The sequence below is a fragment of the Methylobacterium sp. SyP6R genome (genome assembly GCF_019216885.1).
In the GTDB taxonomy this organism is placed as follows: domain Bacteria; phylum Pseudomonadota; class Alphaproteobacteria; order Rhizobiales; family Beijerinckiaceae; genus Methylobacterium.
Genome location: NZ_JAAQRC020000001.1, coordinates 721136 through 747344 on the forward strand (window position 1 = coordinate 721136; position 26209 = coordinate 747344).

Below are 26209 nucleotides of genomic sequence, written 5' to 3' on the forward strand. Positions count from 1 at the left end.
GTGCCGGTCCTCCCGGTAATCTTGATTTCAGTGTGTGGACCGCTTCACGATCGCGTTGCAATCGCGAAGCTCTCCAAGTCTTTGTTTGATCGTATTTTCTTCGACGAACCGGTGTCCACTTCGTCGGAAAATGCTCTGGCCGACCGCTCTGGCTTCAGCCCGCGACCTCATCCTGAGGTGCCGGCGATCGAAGATCGCGACTGAAAGGAGCCTCGAAGGAGGCCTCCAGGGATCGCGAGACGTCGGGAGCCCTCCTTCGAGGCCAGTCGATTTTCAATCGACCGACACCGCAGGATGCGGTCATGGGCGGGATGGCCAGCTCCGGTCGGAACGCGGACAGCCGCTTCAGCGGATGAACCGATCGACGTAATCCGCCCCCAGCCCCACCGCCTCGTAATGCGCCCGGCACAGGTCGATCTTGGTGAAGACGTCCTCGTAGCCGGTATGCCGGCCCCACGGATCGACGTAGTACATGCAGCCGTTGACCTGGAAATAGGTGATCATCTCCTCGACGCCCTCGTCGACCACGAGGGTGTGGGTCTCGCCCGGCGGCTCGAAGGCGTAGGCGCCCTCGCTCGCGACCCAGTCGTGCTCCAGGTAGCGCCAGCTGCCCTTGAGCACGAAGGCGTGGACCGGGCCGGGATGGCGGTGGCGACTGAGGATGCCGGCCTTGCGGACCTTGAGCAGGTTCATCCAGTAGCCGGCCGAGACGTTCAGGCAGAGCGGCCGGAACCACACGCTCTCGGCCTGCGGCACCCAGATCCGGTCGTCCTCGGGAATGGCCGGCGCCACCACGAGGTCGGGCCGGATCTCCGCCGGCTGCGGATTCTGGTAGGGCATTCGCCGCAGGGCCGCGGCGTCGAGCCCGGCGGCGGGATCGGCCGCCGGTAGGGCAGCACTCATGGCATCCTCCCGATATCCATATCGTGGACATTTTGTCCGTGATGTGGATGGTCGAGGAGGTGAGCCGCCCTGTCAAACCTTGGCCGCTGCATGGCAGCGTTGCAGTGATACGCAATCCGGAAGATCACTTCCGGATTTCGTATCACCAGCCCGCGCGGCGCGTGAGCGAAGCCGATTTCCGCATCGCGAAGCGATCAGTCGGAAATCGTATGAGACGCAGTCCGCCGCGCCCGATCGGTTGGCGCGGGAGGTGTGCCATCGTGATCGGTATGTCAGGCTCGAGCGTTCCGCCCGAGCCCGGCGGTCATACCGACGGTCGTTGAAAACGATCGTTGGTTCCGTTCTCGAATTTTCGCCAAGCCCGAGGTCCCGGACTTCCGGGCTTGGTGTCGAAAATTCGAGATGGGTCGACGGCCCCGTCGATCTCGGGCTTGGCCGAGATCGAATCGATGCGTCGGCGTCTTGGGCCGTTGGTATCAGTCGTGCGCCCGGGTCGGATCGACCGCCACGATGGCGCCGTTCTCGGCGTAGATCGCCCCGAGCACGGAGCGGAAATGGTTCCGGACCTTGCCGTAGCACTCGCAGGCGGCGTGCTCGGCCTGGGCCCGGTCCAGGATCGTGATCTGGCCGCGGCGCACCGAGATCAGGCCCCGGCGCTGCAACGATCCGATCACGCCGGTGAGGTAGGTGCGGCGCACGCCGAGCATCTCGGCGAGCATCTCCTGCGTCACCGGCAAGACCGGGGTGCCGAGCCGGTCCTGGAAGGTCAGGAGCCAGCGCAGGCACCGCTCCTCGATCGGGTGGACGGCGTTGCAGGCCACCGATTGCAGCACCTGGGCGAGCAGGCAATCGGCGTAGCGCACGAACAGGTCGCGCAAGGACGGGGAGGCAGCCCGGGCCCGGGTCAGCCGCTCGGCGTCGAGGCGCAGCACCTCGCCGGCGACCTGCACCACCGCCTCGCTGAAGGCCGGCAGGTAGCCGTGGCTGACGACGCCGCCGACCGCGCCCTCGTGCCCCACCGTCGCGGTCTCGACCATCCGTCCGTCGCGCATGCGCGAGACCAGTGTCACGGTGGTCTGGTTCAGCGGGAACGTCACGTGCGACACGTCCTCGCCGGCGCGAAACAGCACCGTGCCGCGGCTCCGCTGCGCCCGCTCGAGATAAGGCGCCAGAAGGGCGCGGTCGCCCGCATCGAGGGCTTCGAGCAGGAGGTTGCCCTCGAAAAGACCGGTCTCGGGGGACCGCGACTCGTCCGGCGCATTCAACGTCGTCGTCTCCGGAAAATTCGGCGGCCCGCTGTGGAATCGGGCCGAGGGCGGCAATGCCCGAAATTGGCAAAAGCTGCGCGAGCCGGCGCAGTGCGCAGACTCGCGGCGGGGACGAGCCTGCCTTTGGTCTAACGGTGCGTCACCCCCGTGTCTGTCGTATTTCTGACATTGCGGGTGCGATTCCGGCTTATGCCGATCAGCCAAACGGTGATCTCGCACCGCCAAATATACTGTCCCGCACTATAATCGGAGACGTGTTCGAGAGACGCGACGCTTCCGCGACAAGCCTGGATTTAACCCATGTATCAAGTTTTTGCAATCATTTTCTTTATTAGCGCAGGGATGATCTCTTAGTCAACTCACAGTTTGTCACTAATTTTTTCCAGTCAACCTAAAGTCATTGTATTCAAGCAATCGGGACAATGCAGGAAGGTATGGTGTGCAAATATATGGAGCGCAATGCGATCGATCTGTTTCGCCCGTGGGGGCGCAAGCGAGCGGCCGCGGAATTGTCGAAGCATTTCATCGGCCTGCGCGGCAAATTCCGGTTTCGATGCGACGCTGCGGCAGGGGGGGGCGGGCTTTCGGCTGCGGCGAGGTGACGGGCATCGTCTGCGCGGATCGGCAGGGCTTCGATACGTTCGCCGTTCGTCCCGCAGGCGGAGACAGGGGCTGTCGCGCCTGCTGTCCTGAGATCGTCGCGAGCGATCGTCGTCGGGGCACCACCCATGGGACGGCTCATTGCGTCATGCGGGGCTGCATGCACGGCGCGTGATCCGATGTCCGGACCCCGGATCACCAACCAGCGTGGTGAAGCGGTCAGCTTCACACGCCTGAGCGAAGCCGATTTCCCGCGTCGCGACCGTGAATGCGCGGCAATTGCCGCGCGATCACCGGAGAATTGTATGAGACGAACGGATGAACGATGCCCGCTCGCCCGGCGGCCCCGTGCGGGATCGCCCGATCGCGATCGCATTCCCCAAGGGGCACTCTCGCGACAAGCGCGGCCCGCCGCGCGGCCTCGATCGAGAGCCCGGACGTCCTCGCGGGTCGAGCCCGTCAACCGTCGAGCGCGACCGCGCCGGCATGCCCCATCGCCGAGCGGGTCAGCCGGTCGGCCCCGAGCTCACCGCCGGAATAGCCGAGGAGTTCCGCCAGCTTGTCGCGGGCGCGGCAGACCCGGCTCTTCACCGTGCCGACCTTGCACTGCATCAACTCGGCGGCGTCCTCGTAGGACAGGTCGCCGACCGCGACCAGCATCAGAGCCTCGCGCTGCTCGGCCACCAGCTTGTTGAGCGCGGCCTGGAGATCCTGCACGTCGAGGCGGTCGCCCTGGTTGGGGGCGGAGGTCAGGCGAGCCGAGTACACGCCCTCGCCATCCTCGACCTCGCGGGAGCGCTTGCGGTGCTCCGAGTAGAAGGCGTTGCGCATGATCGTGAACAGCCAGGCGCTGAGATTGGTGCCGGACTCGAACCGGTCGCGGTTCTGCCAGGCCTTCAGCATCGTGTCCTGCACCAGATCGTCGGCCCGGGCCGGGTTGGCGGTCAGGGTCAGGGCGAAGCGGCGGAGCGCCGGCGCCGCCGCGAGCAGGTCCTCCCGGAACCGGTCTTCCTTCGGTGCCCCGAGCGCCGCGAGCGCCAGGTCCAGCCGCGAGAGCAGGTCCGCGAAGGCGGCGGGCGCCGCCTCGTCCTCGACCGCCGCGTAATGGGCGCGAAGCCGCTCGCCCAGGTGCTCCTGCACCGAGTGGGGCAGGGCCGGGGCGGTCTTCGGAAGGCCGGGGGGCTGGCTCTGGGTCATCGGGTCGTTCGGCTCGCACTGGATCGTGCCCAAGCTAGACCATAAGCAACCCGGAGGCGAGGCCGAACCCGACCCGGCATCGATGCAGCGCAACAAAGAGGCCGCCGCGTGGCCGCGGCGGCACTCCGGAGCCGCTCCCTAGCGGCGGCCCTTCAGCAGCCAGCCGGCGACGAAGGCGAGGCCGGCTACGGCAACCAGCGTCTCGGTCGGGTGCGACTCGGCCCGGCGCAGGGCGGCACGGCCGCGGTGGCGCGCCTCGCCGTAGATCTCGCGCCCGCGCTCGTAGGCGTCGCGGCCGCGCGTCTCGATCTCGCGGGCGAGGGCCGCACCGTCATGCGACAGGTCCTCGGCGACCTCCCGGCCGCGGCCATAGGCGTATTGGGCGCCGCCGATCACCTGGTTCAGGGCGCCTTCCGCCTGCGGCCGGGCGCGGCCGGCGACGGCGCCGAGCGCGGTCTGGCCGCGGCCCTTCAGGTGGCGCAATCCACCCTCGATCTGGTCCCTGTTCATCGCGGTCTCCTTTTCCGAAAAGACAGGACAAGCACTCCAAAAAACAAAGGGCCGGCCCCTCGCGCATCTCGCGAGAAACCGGCCCGATCGTTCGCAGGGTCGGGCCGGCTCCAGCCCGCCCGCCCGACGATCAAATCCTGGATCAGAGCTTGCTCTTCACCGTGTCGGCGGCATTCTTGATGCCGTCCTTGACGTCGCCGGTGGTCTTCTGGGCCTCGCCCTTCAGCTCCTGGGCCTTGCCCTCGGCCTGCAGCTTGTCGTTGCCGGTGGCGCTGCCGATGCCCTGCTTGATGTTGCCGACGGCCTCGTTGGCGAGACCCTTGATCTTGTCGGTGGTGCTGCTCATGGGAAGCTCCTCGTCTCGTGCAGTTCAGCGACTGCTCAGGTCTGAAGAACCGCCGAGGCGGCGCCTTGTTCCGCAGCGACAGACGCCGAATCCGCCCGCGGGCTGGACCGGGGCGGCGGAACCCGCTAGGTCGCGCGCCCTCCCTTGAGCTCCGGCAGAGATTCGGCATGGCGGCCTGCGGCCTCGATTTCGGCACTTCGAACACAACCCTCGGCCTGATCGGGGCCGGCGGGCTCGCGCTGGCGCCGCTGGAGGGCGAGGCGGTCACGATCCCGAGCGCGATCTTCTTCCCGCCGGCCGGCGACGAGGCGATCGGCCGGGCCGCCATGGCGGCCTATGTCGAGGGCGATCCCGGGCGGCTGATGCGCAGCCTCAAATCGGTGCTCGGCTCCTCGCTCCTCGACGAGACCACCCCGGTCGGGCGGCGGCGGCTGTCGTTCCGGGCGGTCATCGCCCGCTACCTCGCCGCCGTGAAGGCGCGGGCGGAGAGCCAAGCCGGCGAGGCGCTGACCCAGGTGGTCCACGGCCGCCCGGTCCACTTCGTCGACGGCGATCCCGACGGCGACCGCCGGGCCGAGGAGGCGCTCGCCGGCATCGCCCGGGAGGTCGGCTTCACTCAGGTGTCGTTCCAGTACGAGCCGATCGCCGCGGCGCTCGACTACGAGCGCGGGCTCGACCGCGAGGAGGTGGCGCTGATCGCCGATATCGGCGGCGGCACCTCGGATTTCTCGGTGGTGCGTCTGAGCCCCGAGCGCCACCGGGCGGTGGAGCGGGCCGGCGACATCCTGGCCAATGACGGCGTGCGGATCGGCGGCACCGATTTCGACCGCACGCTCAGCGTCGGCGAGGTGATGCCGCTTCTCGGCCTCGGCAGCCCGATGCGGCGGCCTGGTCTCGACGTACCGTCATCCTATTACCACGACCTCGCCACCTGGTCGCAGATCAACCGGCTCTACGACGGCAAGACCCTGCGCGAGCTGCGCTCGCTCCGCCGCGACGTGGCGCGTCCCGAACTGATCGACCGCCTCGCCGCGGTGATCGAGGCCGAGCGCGGCCACACCCTGGCGATGGAGGTCGAGGAGGCCAAGATCGCCCTGTCGGAGGTCGAGCGGGTCGGCCTGCCGCTCGCTTGGGTCGAGCCGGGCCTCACGGCCGAGATCGACCGCCCCGACCTCGCCCGCCATTCCGCCGACCTCGCCCGGCGCATCGGCGCCTGCATCGCGCGCTGCCTGCGCGACGCCGCCGTGAAGCCCTCGGAGATCGACGCCCTGTTCCTCACCGGCGGCTCGACCCGCCTCGCCCCGGTCCGCGAGGCGATCCTGGCGGCGGCCCCCGAGGCACGGGTGGTCGAGGGCGACACCTTCGGCTCGGTCGGCCTCGGGCTGACGGTGGAGGCGGCGCGGCGCTACGGGTGACCCTTACTGCGTCGCCGCCGCCGCGCCGGCCCGGGTCGCCGCGTTGAACGAGGCGTCGAACACGCCGGGCGCCGCGAGCGGCCGCGGGATCAGCCCGGCGCGGTGATAGAGGTCGGCGACGCGCTGCTCGTCGGCGATCACGCTCGCGTCGATCGGCACCGGGCGGATGTCGGCCCGGCGGAACCAGGCGAGCGGCACCGCCTCGGGCAGGCCGATCAGCGCCGACCAGCGTTTGGCGAAGGCCTCCGGGTTCGCCGTGCCCCAGACCCGTGCCCGGGCGAGCCGCCGCACGAAGTCCTCGAGCGCTGCGCGCTTCGAGGCGATGGCATCGTCGCGGGCGACCTGGAAGGTCAGGCCCGGGGTGAGCCCAGCTCCATCGGCGACGATGCGGGCCCGGCCCGAGGTCTCGAGTTGCGAGGTGTAGGGCTCCCAGGTCGCCCAGGCCTCGACCGCGCCGGAGGTGAGCGCCATCTGGGCATCGGCCGGCGGCAGAAACGACAAAGCGAGATCGCCCTTGCTCCAGCCGGCACGCTCAGCTTGTGCCAGGACGAGCATGTGGCCGATCGAGCCGCGCCCGGTGGCGATACGCTTGTCCTTCAGGTCGGCGAAGCGCGTCACCGCCGAATCCGGCCGCACCAGCACGGCGAGGCCGGCCTGGTTCTGGCGGATGGCGAAGATCGCCTTGATCGGCGCCCCCGCGGCCGCCGCGAAGGTGAAGGGAGCGTCCCCGGCGATGCCGGTGTCGATCGCCCCGGCATTGAGCGCTTCGAGCAGCGGCGCGGCGGCGGCGAATTCGCGCCAGTCGATCCGGTAGGGCAGGCCGTCGAGGACGCCCGCCGCCTCCATCAGGGCGCGCGAGCCGCCCTTCTGGTCGCCGACCCGCAGGACGGTCTCGGCATGGAGGGGGAGGGCGGTGAGGACGAGGGCGAGAAGAGCCAGAATCTTGCGCATGATCGGCATCACGCGGCGGCCGGGCGGCGGGACGGCGCGCCGGCGAGATGCCGGAAGGCCGGGATCAGCTCGCGCCCGTACTGCACCGCATCCTCCAGCGGATCGAAGCCGCGGATCAGGAAGGTCGTCACCCCGAGAGCATGGTATTCGTGCAGGGCCTCCGCCACCTGCTCGGGCGTGCCGACGAGCGCCGTGGAATTGCCCTGCGCCCCGGTCTCGGCGGCGATCGCCGTGTAGAGCCGTCCTTCGGGCCGGTCTCCTTGAGCCGCGGCGGCGAGCAGCCGGCGCGAGCCCTCGTTCTGCGGGACCGCCGCGGGCCCGAGGCCGCGGGCGGCGCGCAAGGCCCTGGTGTGCTTCAGGATGTCCTCCGCCCGGGCCCAGGCGGCCGCTTCCGTGGCCGCCAGGATCGGCCGGAACGACAGGCTGAAGCGGATTTTTTCCTCGCGCCCATGCGCCCGGGCGGCGGCGCGCACCCGGGCGATCGTCTCGCGCACCTGCGCCTTCGTCTCGCCCCAGAGGGCGTAGGTGTCGGCGTGCCGGCCGGCGACCGCGATGGCCGCGTCCGACGAGCCGCCGAAATAGACCGGCAGGTGCGGCTGCCGCACCGGCTTCACCGCCGAGAACGCCTTGGCGACGCGGTAGTATCGCCCGTCGTAGTCGAACGGCTCGGGGCTGGTCCAGGACGCCTTGACGATGTCGAGATATTCCCGGGTCCGGTCGTAGCGCTCGTCCTTGGTGAGGGCATCGCCGTCCTGCGCCAGCTCGGCGTCGTTGCCGCCGGTGATGATGTGGACGGCCGCGCGTCCGTCGGTGATCTGGTCGAGGGTGGCGAGCTGGCGCGCCGCCACGGTCGGCGCCTGGAAGCCCGGGCGGTGCGCGATCATCAGGCCGATCCGCTCGGTCACCGAGGCGACGTACTGCGCCAGCGCGAAACTGTCCGGTGCGGTCGAGTGGAAGGCGATCAGCACCCGGTCGAATCCGCCATGCTCGTGCGCCTGCGCCGCCGCCCGGAGATAGGCCCGGTCGACGACCGGCCCGGTGGGCGCATGGATCTCCGACCCGTATTGGGCTCCGACGAAGCCGATGAAGTTCACGTCCGGCATGGACACATCTCCTCTCAGCCCAGGACCGCGCGCCCGGCCGCCAGCCGGACCGCGTCGCCCTGGGGGGTATGGATGCGCGCGCACAGCACGTCGCGCAGGTGGCGTTCGAGTGGGTTCCTTCGCGACAATCCGGGATTGCCCACGAGCGCGACCGCGCCCTGCACCACCCCGATCGCGTTCTCGGTGACGGTGAGCTTGATCAGCCCGCTCTCCGTGGCGGAGGGCGGCGCGCCCGCGTCGGTCTCGGCGGCGGCGCTGCGCAGGAGCCGGCGGTTGACGGACAGCAGGCGCTCGTTCTCGCCGAAAGCCTCCTGGAACCTGGCCAAGCTCGCCAGGGGCGCGCCGAGATTGGCCGGGGCCCGCTCGGCGAGGTGGGCGCACAGCCAGCCCTGCGCCGCCCGGGCGACGCCGTCGTAGAGGCTGGCGAGCAAGGTGGTGTTCCAGGCGAGCGTGATCGCGTCGGGCGTAGGCCCGGCGGCGGGCGGGCGCCAGTCGACGGCGTGGTCCTCCGGCACCAGGACCCCATCGAGCACCACGTCGTGGCTGCCGCTCGCCCGCAGGCCGAGATGGTCCCAGGTCTCCTCGATCCGCACGCCGGGTGCCGCCATCGGCACGACGACGAACCCGACCCGCGGCTCGGCCTCGTCGGTGCGGGCCCAGACCAGCCCGAAGGCGAGGATCGGCGCCCCCGTCGAGTAGATCTTGCGCCCCGTGACCCGCCAGCCCTCCGGCACCCGCCGCGCCACCGTCTCCGGCAGGCCGCCGCGGGCCGGCGAGCCGAGGGCCGGCTCGACCCGCAGCGCGTTGACGAAGGCCCCTTCACGCAAGGCCGCCTGCTGCAGCCGCGCGGCGAGGTCCGCCGGCCAGTCCGCCCGGGCGATGGTCGCGTGGTGGACGTATTGCATCGCCAGGACGAGGCTCGCCGCCGGGTCGGCCTCGGCGAGGGTCCCGATGACGGCGCCGGCGACCGAAAGCCCGGCGCCGGGGCCGCCGCGGACCTCCGGCACCGTCAGGGCGGCAAGCCCCGCCTCGCGGATCGCCGCGAGGCTCTCATGCGCGAAGCGCCCCTCGCGATCCGCGGCGGCGGCGAGCGGCGCGAGGACGGGGACGAGGGCCCGCGCGGCGGCGATCGGATCGCAGTCTGCCGGGACGAGGCCGCGCAGCGGGGCCGTCATGCCCGAGGAGAGCCGGACCGGATCCATCGAAACGGGATCATCGTCGCACTCCTTCCTGTGCCGGGCACGCCTTCGAATCGGAAATGTCGGCTTGGGGATGCAAGCATGCCGACACGAACTGAAATTTGATCTGAGATGACATGAACGTCAATCGGAATGATATTCCGCATTTTACGTGAATATGAGGAGCATTTTTTCTTAGATGTGCGAAATCAAGTGACGGAATTTCTGCCAGGCGATCGACCGTGATGGCGTCTTACTTCTGAATGGGACGGATGTCGGGCAGCAGGATCTCGCCGTGCCCGGATCCTCGGGCCGAGCCGCCGGAAGGGCCGCTCCGGCGGCCATGACGTCCGGGACCCGCAGTGCCGGAGGCGAGGCCGGCCTCACCCGGCCGGCGGGTCGAGCAGCACCCAGAGGCGCACGATCCTGCCGTCGGCGATCTCGGCCACGTCGGTTCCGGTGACCGCGACGGGTCCGCCCTCCGGACCGGCTTGCCATCGCAGGGCAGCCAGTCCGTGGTGCCCGACCGCCGCGCCGATCGGCGTGAACCGGAAGGTGGGCCCGAACTGATCCAGGAGCTTGCCGGCCACCGCAGCGATGGCGGCACGCCCCCGCACGATATCCGCCGGCTCGAACATGACCGGCTCGGCCACGAAGAGGTCGTCCATGGCCGCCGCCCGCCTGCCGGCGTCGCGCTCGTTGAAGACGCGCTCCAGGTTGGCGCGCAGCAGCCGGTCGTGGTCCGGCTCCCCCGCCGGTCGGGTCTCGATGGGATCGGGCATCGTTCGTCTCCGTCGGTCGCCGGCGTCGCGCCGGCCGTGTCGGTTCGCGGGCTGCATGGTCCGTGAGCAGAGCATTCGCAAGGTCGCGACGCGCGACAGGCGAGATATCCGCCATCCGCGGTCGAGGCGGCGCCCGTGACGAAGCCGGCCTCCGGCCCGCTCAGGAAGGCTGCGAGCACGGCGATCCCGGTGTCCTGGCCCCTACGTCCGAGCGCGATCGGCAGCCGGCCGCCATCCCGCCCGCCGGGCGGGGCGTGAAGGGGCTCTGCCGGTCAGACGAGACGGGCGCCGCCGTCGACGTGCAGGGTCTCGCCGGTCATGAAGCCGTTGCTCATCAGGAAGACCACCGCCGCACCCGCCTCCTCGGCCGTGCCGAGACGGCGCTGCGGCAGCCTTTCGGTGAGCGCGGCGACGTACGCGTCGCGGTTCGCGCCGAGCGTGCGGGCCAGGAGCGGGGTGTCGGTGGTGCCCGGCGACAGGGTGTTCACCCGCACCGGCGCCAGTTCGAGGGCGAGGCCGCGGGCGAGGGCCTCCATCGCGGCCGAGGCGGCGGCCAGCACGGCGGTGCCGTGGGCGTTGGGGCGGTCGGCCAGGGCCCCGGAGACGAGGGTGACGGAGCCGTCCCGGGCCAGCCGGTCGCCGAGAGCGCGCAGGGCGTGCACCGCGGCCCAGATCCGCTCGTCGAAGGCACGCTTCAGGTGATCGACCTCGGCCTCCAGGATCTTGCCGGCGACGAAGGTGCCGGCGAGCAGCACGAGATGATCGACCCGGCGGAGATCCGCGAGCCCTGCCGCGATGGTCTCGGGCCGGGTCACGTCCGCGGCGCGCCAGCCGGCAAAGCCGTTCTCCGCCGCGACGCGCTCGGCGCCCTCGGCATGGGAGCCGACCACGACGACCTTCGCGCCCGCCGCCATGGCCTGCCGGGCCGCCGCGAGACCGATGCCGGAGGTGCCGCCGAAGACGACGATGGTGCGGTCCTGAAGGGTGCTGCTCACGTCGACGGTCCATCCCGACGGCGCCGGTGTCGCGCCGATGGAAGGAGAATGGCTATGCGCCCGCATCTTGATAATCGAGCCGACAATCGCTTCAGTCATGCCGTCATGGAACAGATCGGCCTCGACCGTCTCACCGGCCTCGTCGCCTTCGCGCGGGCCGCCTCGCTCGGCAGCTTCACGGCGGCGGCGCGCTCGCTCGGGATCTCGCCCTCCGCGGTCAGCAAGAGCGTGCAGCGGCTGGAGGAGCGGCTGGGCGTGAGCCTGTTCACCAGGACCACGCGCTCGCTGACGCTGACGCCCGAAGGCCGCGACCTGCACGAGCGGGCGCTGCGGCTCCTGCGCGAGGCCGAGGCGATCGAGCAGGCTGCCGCGGCGGCGCGCTCCGAGCCGGCCGGGACCCTGAAGGTGACGGCGCCGCTCCCGGTGGGCGTGCACCTTCTCGCGCCCGCGCTGCCGCGGTTCCGCGAGCGCTACCCGAGGCTGTCGATCGACCTGCGCCTGGGCGACCGTTTCGCGGACCTGATCGAGGAGGGCATCGACGTCGCGATCCGGGTGGGCGAACTGTCCGATTCCCGCCTGATCTCGCGCCGCCTCGCGCCGCACCGGGTCTGCGCGTTCGCGTCGCCGGGCTACCTGGCACGGCGCGGCGTCCCCGAGCATCCGGACGACCTCGTCCGCCACGAGTGCGTGACCTTCCGCTTCCAGAGTACCGGCCAGGAACTGCGCTGGCCCTTCCGCATCGGCGGCCGCACGGTCGAAGTCACGCCGAGGGCCGGCATCGTCACGGATTTCAGCGATGCCGTCGCGGCGATCCTGGTGGCGGGCGGCGGCATCGGGATCTCGCCGACCTACATCGCCGCGCCCCATGTCGAGCGGGGAGAGCTGGTGCCCGTCCTGCGGGCCTTCGCGGTCGAGCGGTCCGTCTTCGCCGCTTTGTGGCCGGAAAGCCGGCGTGCCAACCCGAACGTGAGGGCGTTCCTGGGCTTTCTCGACGAGATTTTTCCGGCACCGGCGCCGTGGGACGGGATGCTCGCCCCGCCCGTCGCGAAAGGCGAGGCCGACCCGGACTGATGCCGGCTCTCGTCACGAACGGTCCTCGGTCGTACGCCACCCCCTCACACCCCGACCGCCGGGACCGCCGCGATTCCCGCCCCAGCCGCCCAGGCGCCGAGATCCTGCTTGCGGATCGCCGCCGCCATCATGTCGGGAAACAGGTCCGGCGTGCAGGCGAAGGAGGGCACGCCGAGGGCGGCGAGGCGGGCCGCGAGCGCGCGGTCGTAAGCAGGGGCCCCCTCGTCGGAGAGGGCCAGCAGGGCCACCACCTGCACGCCGGCCGCGACCAGGCGTTGCGCCTGGGCGAGCAGCCCGGCCTCGACCCCGCCCTCGTAGAGGTCGGAGATCAGCACCAGCACCGTATCCTCGGGCCGGGTGATGCGCGACGCGCAATAGCCGACCGCCCGGTTGATGTCGGTGCCGCCGCCGAGCTGGACCGAGAACAAGATCTCGACCGGATCGTCGAGATCTTCGGTGAGATCGACGACTTGCGTGTCGAACACCACGAGCCGCGTCGAGACCGCCGGGAGCGAGGCCATCACCGCCCCGAAGATGCTCGAATAGACGACCGAATTCGCCATCGAGCCGGATTGGTCGATGCACAGGATCACGTCCTTGAGCGAACCGCGGCTCCTGCGGCCGTGGCCGAGGCGGGTTTCCGGGATGATGGTGCGGTACTCGGCCTGGTAGTGGCGCAGGTTCGCCCGGATGGTGCGGTGCCAGTCGATCTCGGCGTGGCGCGGCCGCCGGTTGAGGCTGGCGCGGTCGATCGCGCCGGCGACCGCTTGGCGGACCGGCTCCTCCAGCCGCTTCATCAACTCATCCACGACCTTGCGCACCACGAGGCGGGCGGTCTCCCTGGTGCGCCCGCCGAGCAGGCCCCGCATCGAGATCAGGGTCGAGACCAGGTTCACGTCGGGCTGGAGCGCGTCCAGCATCTCCGGCTCGGTCAGCATCCGCTTGAGATCGAGCCGCTCGAAGGCGTCGCGCTGCATCACCTGCACGACGGAAGCCGGAAAGTAGTCGCGGATGTCGCCGAGCCAGCGCGGCACGGAGGGGGCGGAGGCGCCGAGGCCCCCCTTGCGGTCGGAATCGTACAGGGCGCCGAGCGCCCGGTCGAGGCGCTGGTCGCGCTCCCCGAGGGCGCAGCCGGTCCCCTCCGCGGCCCCGCCGCCGAGGACGAGGCGCCAGCGGCGCAGGCGTTCGGTCTCGCTCATGCGGCGTCTCCGGTGGTCGTCGGCGCGAGCAGCAGTCGCAGGATCGGCAGCACGCTCGCGGCGCGGCGCGCATCGAAGCCCTCCGCGCCGGGGGCTGCGCCCCCGGGCCGGGCCAGGGTCTCGCCGATCGCCCGGCGCTCGGCCGGGGCCAGCGTCGCGAAGGTGCGGCGCACCAGCGGCAGCAGCTCGGTGAACAGGGCCTCGTCGAGGCCGGCGAGCCAGTCGTCGACGATGCCGAGCAGGCCCTGGCCGTGGATCAGGACCGGGCCGCTCTCCTCCAGGAAACCCTCGATCCAGGCGGCGGCCGGAACGGCGCCCGTGGCCCGCGACAAAGCCAGGCGCAGGCGGGTGCCGGCCTCCTCGGCATCGATGGCGCGGTCGTCGAACAGCAGCCGGACGGCCCGGCCGACGACGCGGCCATGGACGTGCTCCTGGTCGGCAAGCGACCGCAAGGCGTCCTGCCAGGTCGCCTTCAGCTCCGGGTCTTCCAGGAGGGCGACCGCCCCCGAGACCGCGACGATGCGTGTCTTCGCGGCTTGCGCGGCATCGTCGTCGAGGCTCTGGCAGGCGGCGACGAGGCCGGCGGCGGCCCGGGGCACCAGGCCCCGCACGAGAGCCAGGACCGGTTCGGTGTCGGAGGAGCGGACCGAGCCGTAGCGGGCGAGCTCGGCCAGAGCCGGCAGCGCCTCCATCAGGTCGAACACGTCGGCCGAGACCGCGGCGCGGTCGTCGAGCGCCCGGACCACCTGCGCCGTCGCCTCGGGCAGGTCGGCATCGAGCAGCGTCCCGACGAGGTGAGAGAGGTCGGCGACGCGCTGCGCCCCCCGCGCCCGGGTCTTCACCCGGGAGGCGGCGGCCTCCGCCACGGTGCCGCCCTCGGCCGAGGCGGCCACCAGCTCCACCACCCAGTCCGGCTGCCAGGCGAGGAACCACGCCTCCTTGAAGGTGCCGCGCCCGCGCGCCTCGCGCCGCGTGCCCCAGGGCACGCCGATCAGCGCCAGCCGGTTGAGGAAGTGGCTGCGGGCGAGATCGGTCTCCTTGCGCAGGTCGAGGACGAGGTCGCCGGCGGCAGCGCCGGGCTTGAGGCGCAGGCGCTTGCACTGCGCCTCGAAATCCGTCTCCACCGGCGTGCCGGGGCTGTCGGGCGGGGTGGCGCCCAGGCGCTCGCCGATGACGAGCTTGCGCCGGATCAGCCCCATCGGCGCCGGATCGGCAAAGCACAGGGTCGCCTGCGTCGCCTCGTCGAGATCGTCGAGGGAGGGGCGGGAGCGCCCGCGGAACGCCGCCAGGGCCTCGGCGAGGCGCGCCGCCTCGATCACCGAGGCCGGCGAGGCGTCGAGATCTTCCTCGCGCAGGAGCGCGGCGGCTCGGGCGAGCCAACGGGCGGCGACCCGGCCCTCGTGGTACCACAGCGTGTCGTACCATTCCGGCGACAGCACCCCGGCGCGGTAGCCGGAGGCGGTCGCCAGCCGCTCGTAGGACCACGGTGCCCAGGCGGCCGCGACCTTGGTCTTCGGCAGACCCTTGAGCACGGCGGTCTCGGCGGAGGCCTGACCCTTGGCGTCGTGGCGCGCGAGCGCCGGCACGTGCCAGGCGCCGCACACCACCGCGATCCGCGAAAACTCCTCCTTGGCGGCCTTGCGGATCGCCGCCCGCATATGCGCCTCGCGGGCCTCCTCGCGGATGCCGTCCTCCGGATCGGGTCCGGCGCCCTCGCGCAGGGCGCCCATCGCCTCGGCGATCGCCGCGAACACGTCGCCGTCGGCGCCGGCCCGGCTCTCCACCAGGGCGTCCCACCAGCGTTCGCCGTCCGGGTAGCCGGCGGCGGCGGCGAGTTCGCCGAGGGGATCGCGGCGGATCGCGGCCGGGGCCGGCACGAGCGATGATTCCTGGCCCGGCTCCTCCGCCGCGTCAGTGACCGGCTCGGCCTCGATCGGCGCGGCTTCGCCCTCCGGCGGGGCGCCGAACCCGTCGGCGAGCTGGATGGCGTGCGGCAGGTCGATGAAGCGGATCGCGGCGCCTGCCGCCAGCCCGTGGCGCATCGCCACCCATTCGGGCGAGAAGGCCGCGAACGGGAAGAACGCGCAATCGCGCGGGCGGTCGGGCCGGTAGACGAGGAGCGCCACCGGCGGCGCCATCGCCTCGTGGGCGGCGAGGGGGATCAGCGCATCGGCATCCGGCGGCCCCTCGATCAGCAGGCAATCGGGCGCGAAGTCGGTGAGCGCCGCCCGGAGCGAGCGGGCCGAGCCGGGGCCGTGGTGGCGGATGCCGAAGAGGCGGATGTCGGGCATCGTCGCGGGGAGCCTGTTTGACCGATTGTGCGGATCATCCCAGCCAGAACCTCATCCTGAGGTGTTGGCGATCGAAGATCGCATTCGACCGCAGGGAGCCTCGAGGGAGGGCTCCAGATGCCGCTGCGATCCCTGGAGCCCTCCTTCGAGGTCAGTCCATCTCTGATGGACTGACACCTCAGGATGAGGTCGTGGGTGGGAGAGATAGGCGAGGCCGCCGGCTCGACGGATATCGATCGGATAGCCTGCGGGATCACGCGCTGGCGCGGGCGGCCTTGTAAAAATCCTTCCAGCCCTCGCGCTCCTTGACCACGGTCTCGAGATATTCGCGCCAGACGATCGCGTCCTGGACCGGGTCCTTCACCACCGCGCCGGAGATGCCGGAGACGAGGTCGTGCGCCGAGAGGCGACCGTCGCCGAAATGCGCGGCGAGCGCCAGCCCGCTGCCGACGACGCTGATGGCTTCCGCGGTCGAGAGCGTGCCGGAGGGCTGCTTGACCTTGCTCTTGCCGTCCACCGTCACGCCCTCGCGCAACTCTCGAAAGATCGTGACGACGCGGCGGATCTGGTCGGCGCCCGGCGGCTCGGCCGGGATCTCGAAGGCGCGCCCGAGCGACGCCACCCGGGTCTCGACGATGGCGATCTCCGCCTCGATCGTCGCCGGGGGCGGTAGCACCACGGTGTTGAAGCGGCGCTTCAGCGCGCTCGACAATTCGTTGACGCCGCGGTCGCGGTTGTTCGCCGTCGCGATGAGGTTGAAGCCCTTCTGCGCCGGCACCTCCTCGTTCAGCTCGGGGATCGGCAAGGTTTTTTCCGACAGGATGGTGATGAAGCTGTCCTGCGTCTCCGACGGGATGCGGGTCAGCTCCTCGACCCGGGCGATCCGGCCCTCGTTCATCGCCCGCATGATCGGCGAGCCGACCACCGCCTCGCGGCTCGGCCCCTTGGCGAGCAGCAGCGCGTAGTTCCAGCCGTAGCGGATCGCCTCCTCGCTGGTGCCGGCGGTGCCCTGGACGATCAGCCGCGAGGTGCCGCAGATGGCAGCCGCCAGGTGCTCGCTGACCCAGCTCTTGGCCGTGCCGGGCACGCCGAGGAGCAGCAGCGCCCGGTCGGTGGCGAGCGTCGCCACCGCCACCTCCATCAGGCGCCGGTCGCCGATGTATTTCGGCGTGACCGCGAAGCCGGAGGCGAGCTTGCCGCCGAGCAGGTAGGTGACGACCGCTTGCGGCGACATCTGCCAGTTCGGCGGGCGCGGCCGGTCGTCGGCCTGCCGCAGGGCGGCGATCTCCTCGGCGAAGGCGTCCTCGGCGGCCTGGCGAAGCTGGGAGGCTTGGCGAAGCTGGGCAGCTTTGGTCGTCATCCTGGGGCTGTCTCCCTGCGTGTCACTGTTGGAATTCGCGCCGGATCGCGACGCGCACATCCAGCGTCTCGGTCAGGCTGGCGACCTGCTGGCGCAGGCGGTCGTGCCCCTCGTCCTCCGGCAGCCGCGCGGCGAGGGCGCCGGCCGTCGCCGCGATGTCCTCGCCCGGCCACAGCCGCTCGCCGAGGCGGGCGATCACGTAAGGCTTGGCGAGGTCGCGCCGCAGGGCCTCGGAGCCGCGGAGGACGAAGGCGAGCCAGTCGATCAAGGCGGCGCTGAACCGCTCGGAGAAGGCGTCCGGGCCCTTCCCCAGCATCGCCAGCACCACCTCGATCTTGCGGGCGCGGATCAGCTCGGTCACCCGCGCCTCCCATTCGGGGGCAGGCAGCATGTCGAGGGCCTGCACCCACCGGGCGAGGAGTTCGTTGGTGCGCCGGATGCCGGAGAGCTTGCCCTCGTAGGCCTCCGCCAGGAGGTCGGCGAAGTCCGTCGTCCAGGTAGGATCGCCCTCGCGCGCCACCGCCGAGAACAGCCCCTGGACGATCGGATCGGCCCATTCGCTGCGCAGGGCCAGTTCGAGCCAGCGCCGCGGTGGATGGCTCGCGAAGGCGTGGAGCGGCGCGCGCGCCAGGATGTCCCGCAGCAGGCCCGCCCGTGTGCCGCCGCCGCGCTGCTCCCAGGGGTTGGGCGTGACGCCGTCGCGGGCGAGCGTGGGGGATTCCGTCGGCAGGGTGACCACCAGCTCGTGCGTCGCGCTCCGAAGAAGGCGGGTCTTGCTCTCGATGACGAGCGCGGCGGTCGCCCGCACCGCCATGCGCGAGGCGTAGAGCGAGCGGGGTAGCCGCGGCAGCAGACGCTGCGCGGCCTCGCGCACGCCCCCGGCCCGGTCGTCGAGGCAGGTTTCGAGGAACGGCGCGTCGTCCGGGGAAAGCCCGGTCCATAGGGCGCCGACCAGGGCCTCGCGGGCATCGGCCTTCTCCTTGCGGAAGACCGCCTCCAAGGCCGTCCGCGCTCCTTCCGGATCGCGGGCGCGAAAGCCCAAGAAGGCGGCGCGGCGTTCCGCGAGTCTGCCCTCGGTCCAGTCGGCCGGCGCTTCGGCCGCCGGACCATCCCGATTCTCGCCGCAGGCTTCCGCGAGCCAGGCGAGTTCGTGGCCGACGACGGCGCCGGCCGTCTCCGGCAGGTTGCCCGCCTGGAGCATCAGGGCCTGGTGCAGCCAGGCGGGCGGGCGCACCTGCGCGGCCGCCGCGAGGTCGAACCACTCGCGCAGGCGCTCACGCGCGGCGTGGCCGCCGGTAAGGAGAGCGTAAAGGCGTATCGCGGCGGCCGGTGGGCATTCGGGACCGGCCGTCTCGCGGGTTTCCACCGGCTCCATCGCCTCGGGCGCGAGGTCGAGCCCGGCGAGATGGTGGATGCCGTGGAGCGCCAGCCGCGCCAGCAGGGCGTTGCCGGAATCGGGTTCCGTCACCAGCTCCGCCAGGGAACCGGGCAGGCCAGGCGGCGCGCGCTCGGCGCCGAGGAGGGCGGCGGCCAGGATCGGCTCCCAGCCGTCCGCGACGAGGTCGGTCGTGTCGGTCATGGTCGGGCCGCCCGTCTCACGCCACTTCGCCTCACGCCACTTGGCCTCAGGCCACTTGCAGCAGCACGGCCTGCGAGGCCTGCGCGGGCATCGCGTAGAGGCGGCCTCCGGTGGCGAGCGCCAGCGGGCTCAGGCCGTGGCCGTCATGCAGGCCGAACAGGTCGACCGGGCGCCCGCCCGCGACCGCGAGCAGGCTCGGCAGGCGCGGATCGGCCCGCAGGGGCAGGCAGCCGGTTGCGTCTCCGGCCGCGAAGGCGACCGCACCGCCCGAAGCCGGCAGCCGGCCGAGCCGCACTCCGGCGAGCCGTGCCGGCCAGCGTTCGATCCAGGGCGCGCGGGCCAGCACCTCCGCGAAGGCGTCCCGTGCCGCCGCGACGCTGCCGCCGCCGGGCAGGCCGGGCGCCGCCGCCGGGCCGGCGCGGCCGTCGCGAAACACCGCGCGCAGGGGCGGGTCGCCGGGCTGGAAGGCGAGGCTCCCTGAAAAATCCTGGCCGGCGGCGGGGGCCGGGGGCAGGGGCGAGCCGGCGGTGCCGTAATCGAGCACCTGCGCCACGGCGCCGGTGCGGCGGCCGACGAGCCAGACCGAGCGGGCGGTGAGCCGGTCCTCCTCCTCGATCGCGTGGGCCAGCACCGCCCAGTCGTCGGCCTGGTCGGAACGGGCCGCCATCTCCTCGGCGGTGACGGGGTAGCCCAAAGCCGCCCGCAACCCCGCCGCCTGGTCCGGCGTAAGCGCATCGAGCCGGCGCGCGGCGCGCACCAGGAGGGCGATGCGCCCCAGCGCCAGGCCCAGGGCCGCCTCCGGCCGGGCCGCGCCGGCTTGCGGCGCCGCCGCGACCAGCCCCGGCAGGGCGCGCACCCGGCGGGCGAGGCCGGGGGCCTGGCCGTCGACGAGGCGCCCGGCCATGCGGTCCCAGAAGGCGTAGGGCTCGGCGCGGGCAGCGGCCAGGCCGCGGCGCATCAGGTCGCGCAGCCAGAGATCCAGTTCGTCGAGGGCACCCGCGACCTTCTCCTCGCGGGCCTGGCGGCGCCGGACTTGCGCCTTCTCGTCGACGGGCTTGGCCGGCTCGCTCGCGCGGGTTTCGGCCGCGGCGGCGCGGCTCTCGCGGCCCTTGATCCAGGCCGCGACCCAGTCCGGCGGCTCGGCTTCCCCGAGGGGCCCGGCGGCATCGACCAGCATCAGGCCGAGGCCGTGCTTGCAGGGGAACTTCCGGCTCGGGCAGGTGCATTTCGAGGTCGGCCCGGCGAGGTCCGCGACGGTGCGGTAGGGGCTGGCGCCGCTGCCTTTGATCTCGCCCCAGATCACCGATCCGGCCCGGCCGAGGCCGCTCCATTTCGCGGGCTTGGCCTGGTCCTGCCCGGCCTTGCGGCTCGCGGGATCGGGAGCGAGGTCGAGGATCTGCGCAGTCGTCAGGCTCATGCGGCGGTCGGCTGTCTGTCCATGCACCATGTCTGGCGTGCGGCGCAGTCTGCACGAAACGATGTCGCAGGCAAGCGCGACCTGCCGCGCAAGATCAGAGGTCGATGCACTTTAAATCAATTCCAAGGGTGATCTTGTGGTCCGGATGCCCAGCCGTTTGCCGGCTCGGCTGCATGGATCGTGAGCCGGCGATCGTCTTGCGCACGTCTCATGACGACGCTCCGTCGTGGCGTCGTCGTCATTGCGTCGCCATGCGGTCGCAGGGCCGCGCGCCGACCGCCGCAGCCTCGCCCCTTCGGCTCCGCGCGTCCGAAGCACCCGGGTGAGCCGACCCCGCGGACGGGTGGCCCTTGGGAGGAGTGGCAGCGAGTTCCTTGGGCCGAATGCCTGTGACACCCGGCGCGGCCCGGTCGGAGCGGAAGGAATGTCGTCCGCGGCCATTGCCGTGCCCTCCGTCCGTCCCACCTGTCGTCACATGGCGCCGTCGTCGGGCGCGTCCTCCGGACGCCTCCCGGCACGGCCTCCTCCGTCAAGGGAGAGACAGATGGTCGACACCGATCGCATCACCGGCGCGGCGCGCGAGCTCGGCGGCAAGGCGCAGGCCGCCCTCGGGGACCTGGCGGGCGACCGCCGCGCGCAGGTCGAGGGCCGGTTCCGCGAGGCGCAAGGCCAGGCCGAGAACCTGGCCGGCCAGGCCCGCGCCGGCCTGCGGGACGCCGCCGATACCGCCATCGACTATGCCGAGGACGCCTACGAGCGCGGGCGCCACGCGGCGCGGCACGGCGCCCGCACGGTGACCCACGCCGTCGAGGAGACCCCGCTCGTCGCCCTGCTGCTCGCCGGGGCCGTGGGCTACGGCCTCGCGCTCCTGGTGCACGGACGCCGTTAGAGCATTTTCCGACGAAGCGGATGCCGGTTCGTCGGAAAATGCGGTGTGATCGAAGGCCTGAGCAGATTTCGCAAAAGTGGCTGCCGGGTTTGCTGAAAAATCTGCGATAAAACAAGGAGCTAAGCGGACGAAGCGTTGGCCTGCCAACGCAAGTCCGCTCAGAGAGCTTCGCGATTGCAACGCGATCGTGAAGCTCTCTGGGCGCGGGTCGATCACCGCGCCGCGGGAAGCGGCGGCAACGGCGGCGGCTGGCGCGGCAGGCCGCCGTCGCCGAGTTGCAGGCAGGTCAGCAGGGCGACGTAGGACGGCGCCCCGCCGATCGCGTTCATCGCGCGGCAGTTCCGCCGGTCCGCGATCGGAAACCGCGTCCATCCGCGCCGCAGGGTCCGCCGCGCCGCGCGCTCGTCGGACAGGCAGCCGCGATAGCTCGCGGGGCCGACATGGGCTCCGGATCGGGCCCCGGAGCCGCGCTCCAGCCCGCAGGCCCCGCGCGGCGTGAAGGTGGGAAATTCGGCCCCGTGCGCCGAAGCGGGCCCGCACAGGGCCAGCCCGATCAGAACGGGAAGCACTCTCCACGCCACGCTCACGGCGAACTCCTGATGACCGGTTCCGGACGGGGAGGGCCCGGGACGGACGGGCCGCCCCGGGTTCTCATGGCGGTTCGACGCTCCGACGGGATGCCGCAAAAGGCTTACTTGGTCGCCTTGCCCTCCGAGGCCGTGGCCGGGTGCTGGCTGGCGGGCTTGGCGGTGCTGCCCGTCACGCTGGCCTTCTGCGGCATGCCGATCGCGTCGATCACGTCGAAGCGCATCCCGTCCTCGGCGGTCTTCAGCACCGCGTTCGCCTCGTAGTACTTGCCCTGGTTGATCAGCGTGGCCGCCTGGCTCACGTCGGTGGTGGTCTTGTCGAGGGGCAGCACCGCCATGACGAAGTTCACGTCGACATGGGCGAGCCGCAGCTTCTCGATGGCGCCCTTCTGGTCGCCCTTGGCGAGGCTCTTGTTCGCCTCGGTCACGGCCGAGGCCTTCTCGGGCGTCGCGATGAAATCTTCGCCGAGCGTCATCTGAGCGTCGACTGGCACCCAGGCGACCTTGTCCTTGGAGACCGGCGTCGCATCGGCGGTCTTGGCATCGGCGGTCTTGGCATCAGAGGCCTTGGCATCCGCCGTCTTGTCGGCCTTCGCCGCCTTGGCCGCCGCGAGGTCGGCCGGCGTCTTCAGCTCGGACTCGGCCTTGAGGAACACGGCATCGTCGGTCTTGGCCTTGGTGAGGGCGGACTGCGCCTTGGCGATCAGGCTCTTGGCCTGGGACGGGTCGGCGTCGAAGATGGCGATGCGGGCCAGATGCATGTCGCGGAACGCCTGGGCCCCGTCCTTCGAGAGCTTGCCGACATCCTGGTCGACCGCCCGCTGGGCGGCGCTCTCCTGCGTCACCACCGGCTTGGTCGCCTGCTCGGTCGCATAGGCGGCGCCGCCGAGGACGGTGGTGGCGACGAGGGCGACGGCGAGAGATTTCCGGTAGAACATGACTATGCCTCCTCTTGAAATCGATGCCGGTGTTCCTTGCGGCATCAGCGCGTTCGCTACATTCTGATAATACACGGATGCAGGACGGGTTGCCGGTCTATTTCATTAAAAGCTCGTAACGCAGAGGAAAGGCATCGAACACGAAACGCGCGGACCGGCTGTCGGCAAGCGCCGCGGGCCGGGTCGAGGAGGCGCCCGCCCGGCCGCGTGAGGCGATGCTCACCGGGACCTTTCCGCCGGTCCATCGAATCGTGCGGGTCGCATCAACGCGTCGCTCATCCTGATCGATGAATGATCCGGCCGCCTCAAGTCCGATTAAGACTTGCACCGCTCGTCCCATCGTAGCCTTCGCCGAGATCACAGCAGCGCAGGTCGCAGACGATGTCCCTGGCAAGTCCATTCCTGGCCGCTCCGCTCCCGCGCGAGCGCGACAGCGCGAACGCCATCCCCGGGCGTGACGAGGGCCCGCTGGTGCCCCTCGTCGTCGACCTCGACGGCACGCTCCTGCGCACCGACCTGCTGCTCGAGGGCGTCGTGGCGATCCTGCGCCGCAACGTCCTGATGCTGTTTGCGATGCTGGCCTGGCTGCCGCGCGGCCGGGCCACTTTCAAGCGCCGGGTCGCCGAGCACGCCGCCCTCGACTTCGCCACCCTGCCGGCGAACGAGGAGTTGCTCGCCTATATCGAGCTCCAGAAGACCCTCGGGCGCGAGATCGTGCTCGCGACCGCGGCCGACGAGCTGATGGCCCGCGGGATCGTCGAGCGCTTCCCGCTCTTCGACCGCGCGGTGTCGAGCGACGGGCTCGTCAACCTGAAGGGCGAGGTCAAGGCGAAGCGCCTCGCCGCCCTGTTCCCGCGCGGCTTCGACTATGCGGGCAACGCCGCGGTCGACCTGCCGATCTGGGCCCTCGCGCAGCGGGTGATCCTGGTCGAGACCCCGGCGAGCGTCGCCCGTGCCGCCCGGGCCGGCGGCCGCCCGTCCGAGGAATTCGCCGCCGCCCCGCGCCTGCGTGCCCTCGCCAAGGGCTTGCGGCTGCACCAATGGGCCAAGAACGGCCTCGTCTTCGTGCCGATGATGCTCGGCGGCCTCGCCGGCAGCGCCGGGGCCTGGGCCGAGGCGTTCCTCGCCTTCGTGGCGCTCGGTCTCGTCGCGTCGGCGAGCTACCTCCTCAACGATCTCTGGGACCTGCCGCACGACCGGGCGCACTGGTCGAAGCGCCACCGGCCGCTCGCGAGCGGGCGGCTGCCCCTGGCGACCGGCCTCGCCGCGACCGTCGGTGGCCTCGGCCTCGGCCTCGCCCTCGCCGCCGCCGGGGGACCGGCCCTGTTCGCCGCCATCGCGGCCTACCTCGCCGTGACGCTGGCCTATTCGTTCTCGCTGAAGCGCGTGCCGATGCTCGACGCGCTGGTCCTCGGCAGCCTGTTCACCCTGCGGCTCGTCATCGGCGTCGCGGCGGTGGGCGTGGCCTGGTCGCCCTGGCTCCTCACCTTCTCGATGTTCCTGTTCACCTCGCTCTCCTTCGCCAAGCGCCACACCGAGCTGCGCGGGGCGGTCAGGCGCGGGCGCACCGGCCAGCTCTCGGGCCGCGGCTACCGCCCGGCCGACGAGCCGGTGGTGCTCGCCTTCGGGGTCGCGGCGGGGCTCGCCAGCATCGTGATCTTCATCCTCTACCTCGCCAACGAGGCGTTCCGGCACGCGGTCCTGTCGGCGCCGCTGGCACTCTGGATCTTCCCGATGGTGCTGGTGCTGTTCATGGGCCGGATCTGGCTGCTCGCCGGCCGCGACGAGCTCAACGACGATCCCGTCGCCTTCGCGGTCAAGGATCGGCCGTCCCTGGGCCTCGCCGGCATCGCCGCCCTGTCCTTCGCGGTCGCGGCCTTCGGCCTGCCCGGTTGGGGGTGGTGATGTCGCCCGAGGTCGCCCGCTTCCTGATCGCCGGCGGCTCGGCCGCCGCGATCAACTGGCTTGCCCGCATCGCCCTGTCGTGGGTGATGCCGTACGTCGCCTCGATGCTGGTCGCCTACGGGATCGGCATGGCGGCGGGGTTCTGGCTCTACCGCACCTTCGTGTTCCGGGGCGCCGCGACCGGCCGTCTCCCCCGCCAGGTGGCCGTCTTCGTCGCCGTCAACGCGGTCGGGGCCGGCGTGGTGCTGGGGGTGAGCGCGGCCCTGGTCGCCGCGCTCGCCGGGTTGGTGCCGGCGGTACCGCTGCCGGTGGCGGAGGCGCTCGGCCACGGCGCCGGCATCGCGGCCGGCGCGGTGTCGAACTATTTCGGCCACCAGATCCTGACCTTCGGCGCGCGCCGCGGCCCGGTCGAAGCCTGAAGGCTCAGATCTTGTAGAGGCTGGTCAGCAGGGTCACCGCCGCGTTGGCGAGGATGCCCCATGTGACGAGGAGCGGCAGGGCCGCGAAGGCCCGGGGCCGCTCGCCGCGCACCAACAGCACGATCAGGATCGGCAGCCAGTCGAGGGTGTAGCGCTGGGTGGCGGTCTGGTCGGCGCCGTTCGAGTGGTAGAGCAGGGTGATGCCGGCGATGACCGCGATCACCACGGCGCCCGCCGCGAAGACCCGGTCGAGGCGGGCGTAGAACGCGAGCAGCAGCCACGGGCACATCACCAGCAGGGCCGAGCCCGAGCGGTCGATGCCGGTGAGCTGGGTCAGGTACGGCCCGCCGAACTCGAAATGGATGCCCTGGAGGAACAGGTAGAGGGTGTTGAACAGGAGGTAGTCGCGCGAGAACAGCCCGACTTCGGTGATGCGCCGCCAGATGAAGCCGGCGCTGCCGGGATTGTGGATGAACGCGTAGCCGGTCTCGGTCGGACTGCCGAAGCGGGCGTAATTGTAGGCGAAGTAGGCGACGAGGGCGGCCGCGACCGGGATTCCGGCGAGCAGCACCGGGCGCACCAGATTCCGCGCGGTCTCGCGCCACTCCCCGCGCCAGCCCTCGTGCCGCGGCAGCGCCAGCACGAGCAGGAACACGGGATAGAAGATCGCCATCTGCCGGCACAGGAAGGCGAGCGCCACGAACAGCCCGGCGAGCGGCAGCGAGCGCCGGCAGATCACCGCCCACAGGCTGAGGGTTGTCATCAGGAAGCCGACCGACTGGGCGTAGAACCACACTCCCTCCGAGCGCAGGGTGACCTGGAACAGCGGGCTGGCAAAGGCGATGGCCGCGATGAGCCAGAGCGCGTCCGGATCCTCGACGTCGAGGGCGCGCAAGATGCGGTGCCAGGCCCACAGGCTCAAGGCCGCGAGGGCGAGCGCCAGCAGCACGAAGCCCTTGAAGCCGGGAAACCCGAACACGGCCACGAAGGGCAGGGCGACCAGGGCCGGCAGCGGCGGGAAGATCACGTAGGTGCGGCCCTGGAACAGGGCGCAATCGATCTCCGGGCAGCTCTCGATCCAGAGCCGACCGTGCAGGAACGCGTCGGCGAGGGCCCCGTGCGAGTTGAGGCCGGGATCGCGAAACACCCCCCGCAGGATCAGGAGGCCGAGCAGCGCCAGGCCGCCGAGCCCGGCGAGGACGGCGAGCGCCCGGTTGCGGTTGTCCTCGGAACTGCGCTGCATGGGGGCCTGGGAGCTTGAGGGGGCGAGCGGTGCCGTGGCCGGCGATCCTTTCTTCACCCTCAA

Annotated in this window: 24 protein-coding genes; 6 read left to right on the plus strand and 18 right to left on the minus strand. The window is 71.5% G+C overall.

Going from position 1 to position 26209, the window contains the following annotated elements; translation table 11 throughout:
* The gene (locus HBB12_RS03235; protein ID WP_236988042.1) at nucleotides 1–204 is read left to right on the plus strand and encodes a hypothetical protein; all 204 of its coding nucleotides are present in this window, start codon (nucleotides 1–3) and stop codon (nucleotides 202–204) included.
* 141 nt (nucleotides 205–345) lie between these two features.
* Here the strand turns inward: HBB12_RS03235 and HBB12_RS03240 are convergent, their stop codons facing one another.
* The 5 genes from HBB12_RS03240 to HBB12_RS03260 all read right to left on the minus strand — a co-directional run bounded on the left by HBB12_RS03240 (nucleotide 346) and on the right by HBB12_RS03260 (nucleotide 4824).
* Nucleotides 346–903 carry a 2,4'-dihydroxyacetophenone dioxygenase family protein gene (locus HBB12_RS03240; RefSeq protein WP_236988043.1) on the minus strand — a complete coding sequence of 186 codons (558 nt, stop codon included), beginning with the start codon at nucleotides 901–903 and terminating at the stop codon, nucleotides 346–348.
* A gap of 476 nt (nucleotides 904–1379) precedes the next feature.
* Entirely contained in the window at nucleotides 1380–2168 is a 789-nt protein-coding gene (locus tag HBB12_RS03245; RefSeq protein WP_236988044.1) for a Crp/Fnr family transcriptional regulator, read from the minus strand.
* A gap of 1062 nt (nucleotides 2169–3230) precedes the next feature.
* The gene (locus tag HBB12_RS03250) at nucleotides 3231–3968 is read right to left on the minus strand and encodes a NepR family anti-sigma factor (RefSeq protein ID WP_236988045.1); all 738 of its coding nucleotides are present in this window, start codon (nucleotides 3966–3968) and stop codon (nucleotides 3231–3233) included.
* Nucleotides 3969–4106: 138 nt separating this feature from the next.
* Nucleotides 4107–4478: a CsbD family protein gene (locus tag HBB12_RS03255; RefSeq protein ID WP_236988046.1), complete on the minus strand. Its 372-nt coding sequence runs from the start codon at nucleotides 4476–4478 to the stop codon at nucleotides 4107–4109.
* A 142-nt stretch (nucleotides 4479–4620) separates the two neighbouring features.
* Nucleotides 4621–4824, minus strand: a complete 204-nt coding sequence (locus tag HBB12_RS03260; RefSeq protein ID WP_048430992.1) for a CsbD family protein — start codon at nucleotides 4822–4824, stop codon at nucleotides 4621–4623.
* 167 nt (nucleotides 4825–4991) lie between these two features.
* On the opposite strand from HBB12_RS03260, the gene HBB12_RS03265 reads away from it, so the two are divergent.
* Nucleotides 4992–6239, plus strand: a complete 1248-nt coding sequence (locus HBB12_RS03265; RefSeq protein ID WP_236988047.1) for an Hsp70 family protein — start codon at nucleotides 4992–4994, stop codon at nucleotides 6237–6239.
* Nucleotides 6240–6242: 3 nt separating this feature from the next.
* On the opposite strand, the gene HBB12_RS03270 is transcribed toward HBB12_RS03265, so the two are convergent.
* The 5 genes from HBB12_RS03270 to HBB12_RS03295 all read right to left on the minus strand — a co-directional run bounded on the left by HBB12_RS03270 (nucleotide 6243) and on the right by HBB12_RS03295 (nucleotide 11248).
* Complete coding sequence (locus HBB12_RS03270; RefSeq protein WP_236988048.1) at nucleotides 6243–7190, minus strand: ABC transporter substrate-binding protein; 948 nt, start codon at nucleotides 7188–7190, stop codon at nucleotides 6243–6245.
* Between the two features lie 8 nt (nucleotides 7191–7198).
* Complete coding sequence (locus HBB12_RS03275; protein WP_442919220.1) at nucleotides 7199–8293, minus strand: LLM class flavin-dependent oxidoreductase; 1095 nt, start codon at nucleotides 8291–8293, stop codon at nucleotides 7199–7201.
* A 14-nt stretch (nucleotides 8294–8307) separates the two neighbouring features.
* Nucleotides 8308–9468 carry an acyl-CoA dehydrogenase family protein gene (locus HBB12_RS03280; protein WP_442919341.1) on the minus strand — a complete coding sequence of 387 codons (1161 nt, stop codon included), beginning with the start codon at nucleotides 9466–9468 and terminating at the stop codon, nucleotides 8308–8310.
* Between the two features lie 386 nt (nucleotides 9469–9854).
* Nucleotides 9855–10253 (minus strand): nuclear transport factor 2 family protein, encoded by a 399-nt coding sequence (locus tag HBB12_RS03285; RefSeq protein ID WP_236988051.1) that lies wholly within the window; start codon nucleotides 10251–10253, stop codon nucleotides 9855–9857.
* Between the two features lie 272 nt (nucleotides 10254–10525).
* Complete coding sequence (locus tag HBB12_RS03295; RefSeq protein WP_236988052.1) at nucleotides 10526–11248, minus strand: SDR family oxidoreductase; 723 nt, start codon at nucleotides 11246–11248, stop codon at nucleotides 10526–10528.
* Nucleotides 11249–11353: 105 nt separating this feature from the next.
* Here HBB12_RS03295 and HBB12_RS03300 point away from each other — a divergent pair, with 105 nt between their 5' ends.
* The gene (locus tag HBB12_RS03300) at nucleotides 11354–12319 is read left to right on the plus strand and encodes a LysR family transcriptional regulator (RefSeq protein ID WP_236988053.1); all 966 of its coding nucleotides are present in this window, start codon (nucleotides 11354–11356) and stop codon (nucleotides 12317–12319) included.
* A gap of 44 nt (nucleotides 12320–12363) precedes the next feature.
* Here the strand turns inward: HBB12_RS03300 and HBB12_RS03305 are convergent, their stop codons facing one another.
* The 5 genes from HBB12_RS03305 to HBB12_RS03325 form a co-directional block, all read right to left on the minus strand.
* Nucleotides 12364–13518 carry a vWA domain-containing protein gene (locus tag HBB12_RS03305; RefSeq protein WP_236988054.1) on the minus strand — a complete coding sequence of 385 codons (1155 nt, stop codon included), beginning with the start codon at nucleotides 13516–13518 and terminating at the stop codon, nucleotides 12364–12366.
* On the minus strand, nucleotides 13515–15809 hold the full coding sequence (locus HBB12_RS03310) for a DUF5682 family protein (RefSeq protein ID WP_236988055.1): 2295 nt from the start codon (nucleotides 15807–15809) through the stop codon (nucleotides 13515–13517). Before HBB12_RS03310 ends, HBB12_RS03305 begins: the two co-directional genes overlap by 4 nt.
* A gap of 253 nt (nucleotides 15810–16062) precedes the next feature.
* Nucleotides 16063–17169: an ATP-binding protein gene (locus HBB12_RS03315; RefSeq protein WP_236988056.1), complete on the minus strand. Its 1107-nt coding sequence runs from the start codon at nucleotides 17167–17169 to the stop codon at nucleotides 16063–16065.
* 22 nt (nucleotides 17170–17191) lie between these two features.
* Complete coding sequence (locus tag HBB12_RS03320) at nucleotides 17192–18748, minus strand: DUF5691 domain-containing protein (protein ID WP_236988057.1); 1557 nt, start codon at nucleotides 18746–18748, stop codon at nucleotides 17192–17194.
* Between the two features lie 46 nt (nucleotides 18749–18794).
* On the minus strand, nucleotides 18795–20165 hold the full coding sequence (locus tag HBB12_RS03325) for an SWIM zinc finger family protein (RefSeq protein WP_236988058.1): 1371 nt from the start codon (nucleotides 20163–20165) through the stop codon (nucleotides 18795–18797).
* A gap of 544 nt (nucleotides 20166–20709) precedes the next feature.
* Here HBB12_RS03325 and HBB12_RS03330 point away from each other — a divergent pair.
* Nucleotides 20710–21054 (plus strand): CsbD family protein, encoded by a 345-nt coding sequence (locus tag HBB12_RS03330; RefSeq protein WP_236988059.1) that lies wholly within the window; start codon nucleotides 20710–20712, stop codon nucleotides 21052–21054.
* Nucleotides 21055–21266: 212 nt separating this feature from the next.
* Here the strand turns inward: HBB12_RS03330 and HBB12_RS03335 are convergent, their stop codons facing one another.
* Together HBB12_RS03335 and HBB12_RS03340 are read right to left on the minus strand one after the other, a co-directional pair.
* Nucleotides 21267–21635, minus strand: a complete 369-nt coding sequence (locus HBB12_RS03335) for a hypothetical protein (protein ID WP_236988060.1) — start codon at nucleotides 21633–21635, stop codon at nucleotides 21267–21269.
* A gap of 110 nt (nucleotides 21636–21745) precedes the next feature.
* A complete protein-coding gene (locus HBB12_RS03340) occupies nucleotides 21746–22579 on the minus strand; it encodes a YfdX family protein (protein ID WP_236988061.1) in 834 nt (277 codons plus the stop codon).
* Nucleotides 22580–22960: 381 nt separating this feature from the next.
* On the opposite strand from HBB12_RS03340, the gene HBB12_RS03345 reads away from it, so the two are divergent.
* Nucleotides 22961–24484 carry a UbiA family prenyltransferase gene (locus tag HBB12_RS03345; RefSeq protein ID WP_236988062.1) on the plus strand — a complete coding sequence of 508 codons (1524 nt, stop codon included), beginning with the start codon at nucleotides 22961–22963 and terminating at the stop codon, nucleotides 24482–24484.
* Entirely contained in the window at nucleotides 24484–24903 is a 420-nt protein-coding gene (locus HBB12_RS03350) for a GtrA family protein (RefSeq protein ID WP_236988063.1), read from the plus strand. Before HBB12_RS03345 ends, HBB12_RS03350 begins: the two co-directional genes overlap by 1 nt.
* Before the next feature lie 4 nt (nucleotides 24904–24907).
* On the opposite strand, the gene HBB12_RS03355 is transcribed toward HBB12_RS03350, so the two are convergent.
* Nucleotides 24908–26146, minus strand: a complete 1239-nt coding sequence (locus HBB12_RS03355) for a hypothetical protein (protein WP_236988064.1) — start codon at nucleotides 26144–26146, stop codon at nucleotides 24908–24910.
* Nucleotides 26147–26209 lie beyond the last annotated feature (63 nt).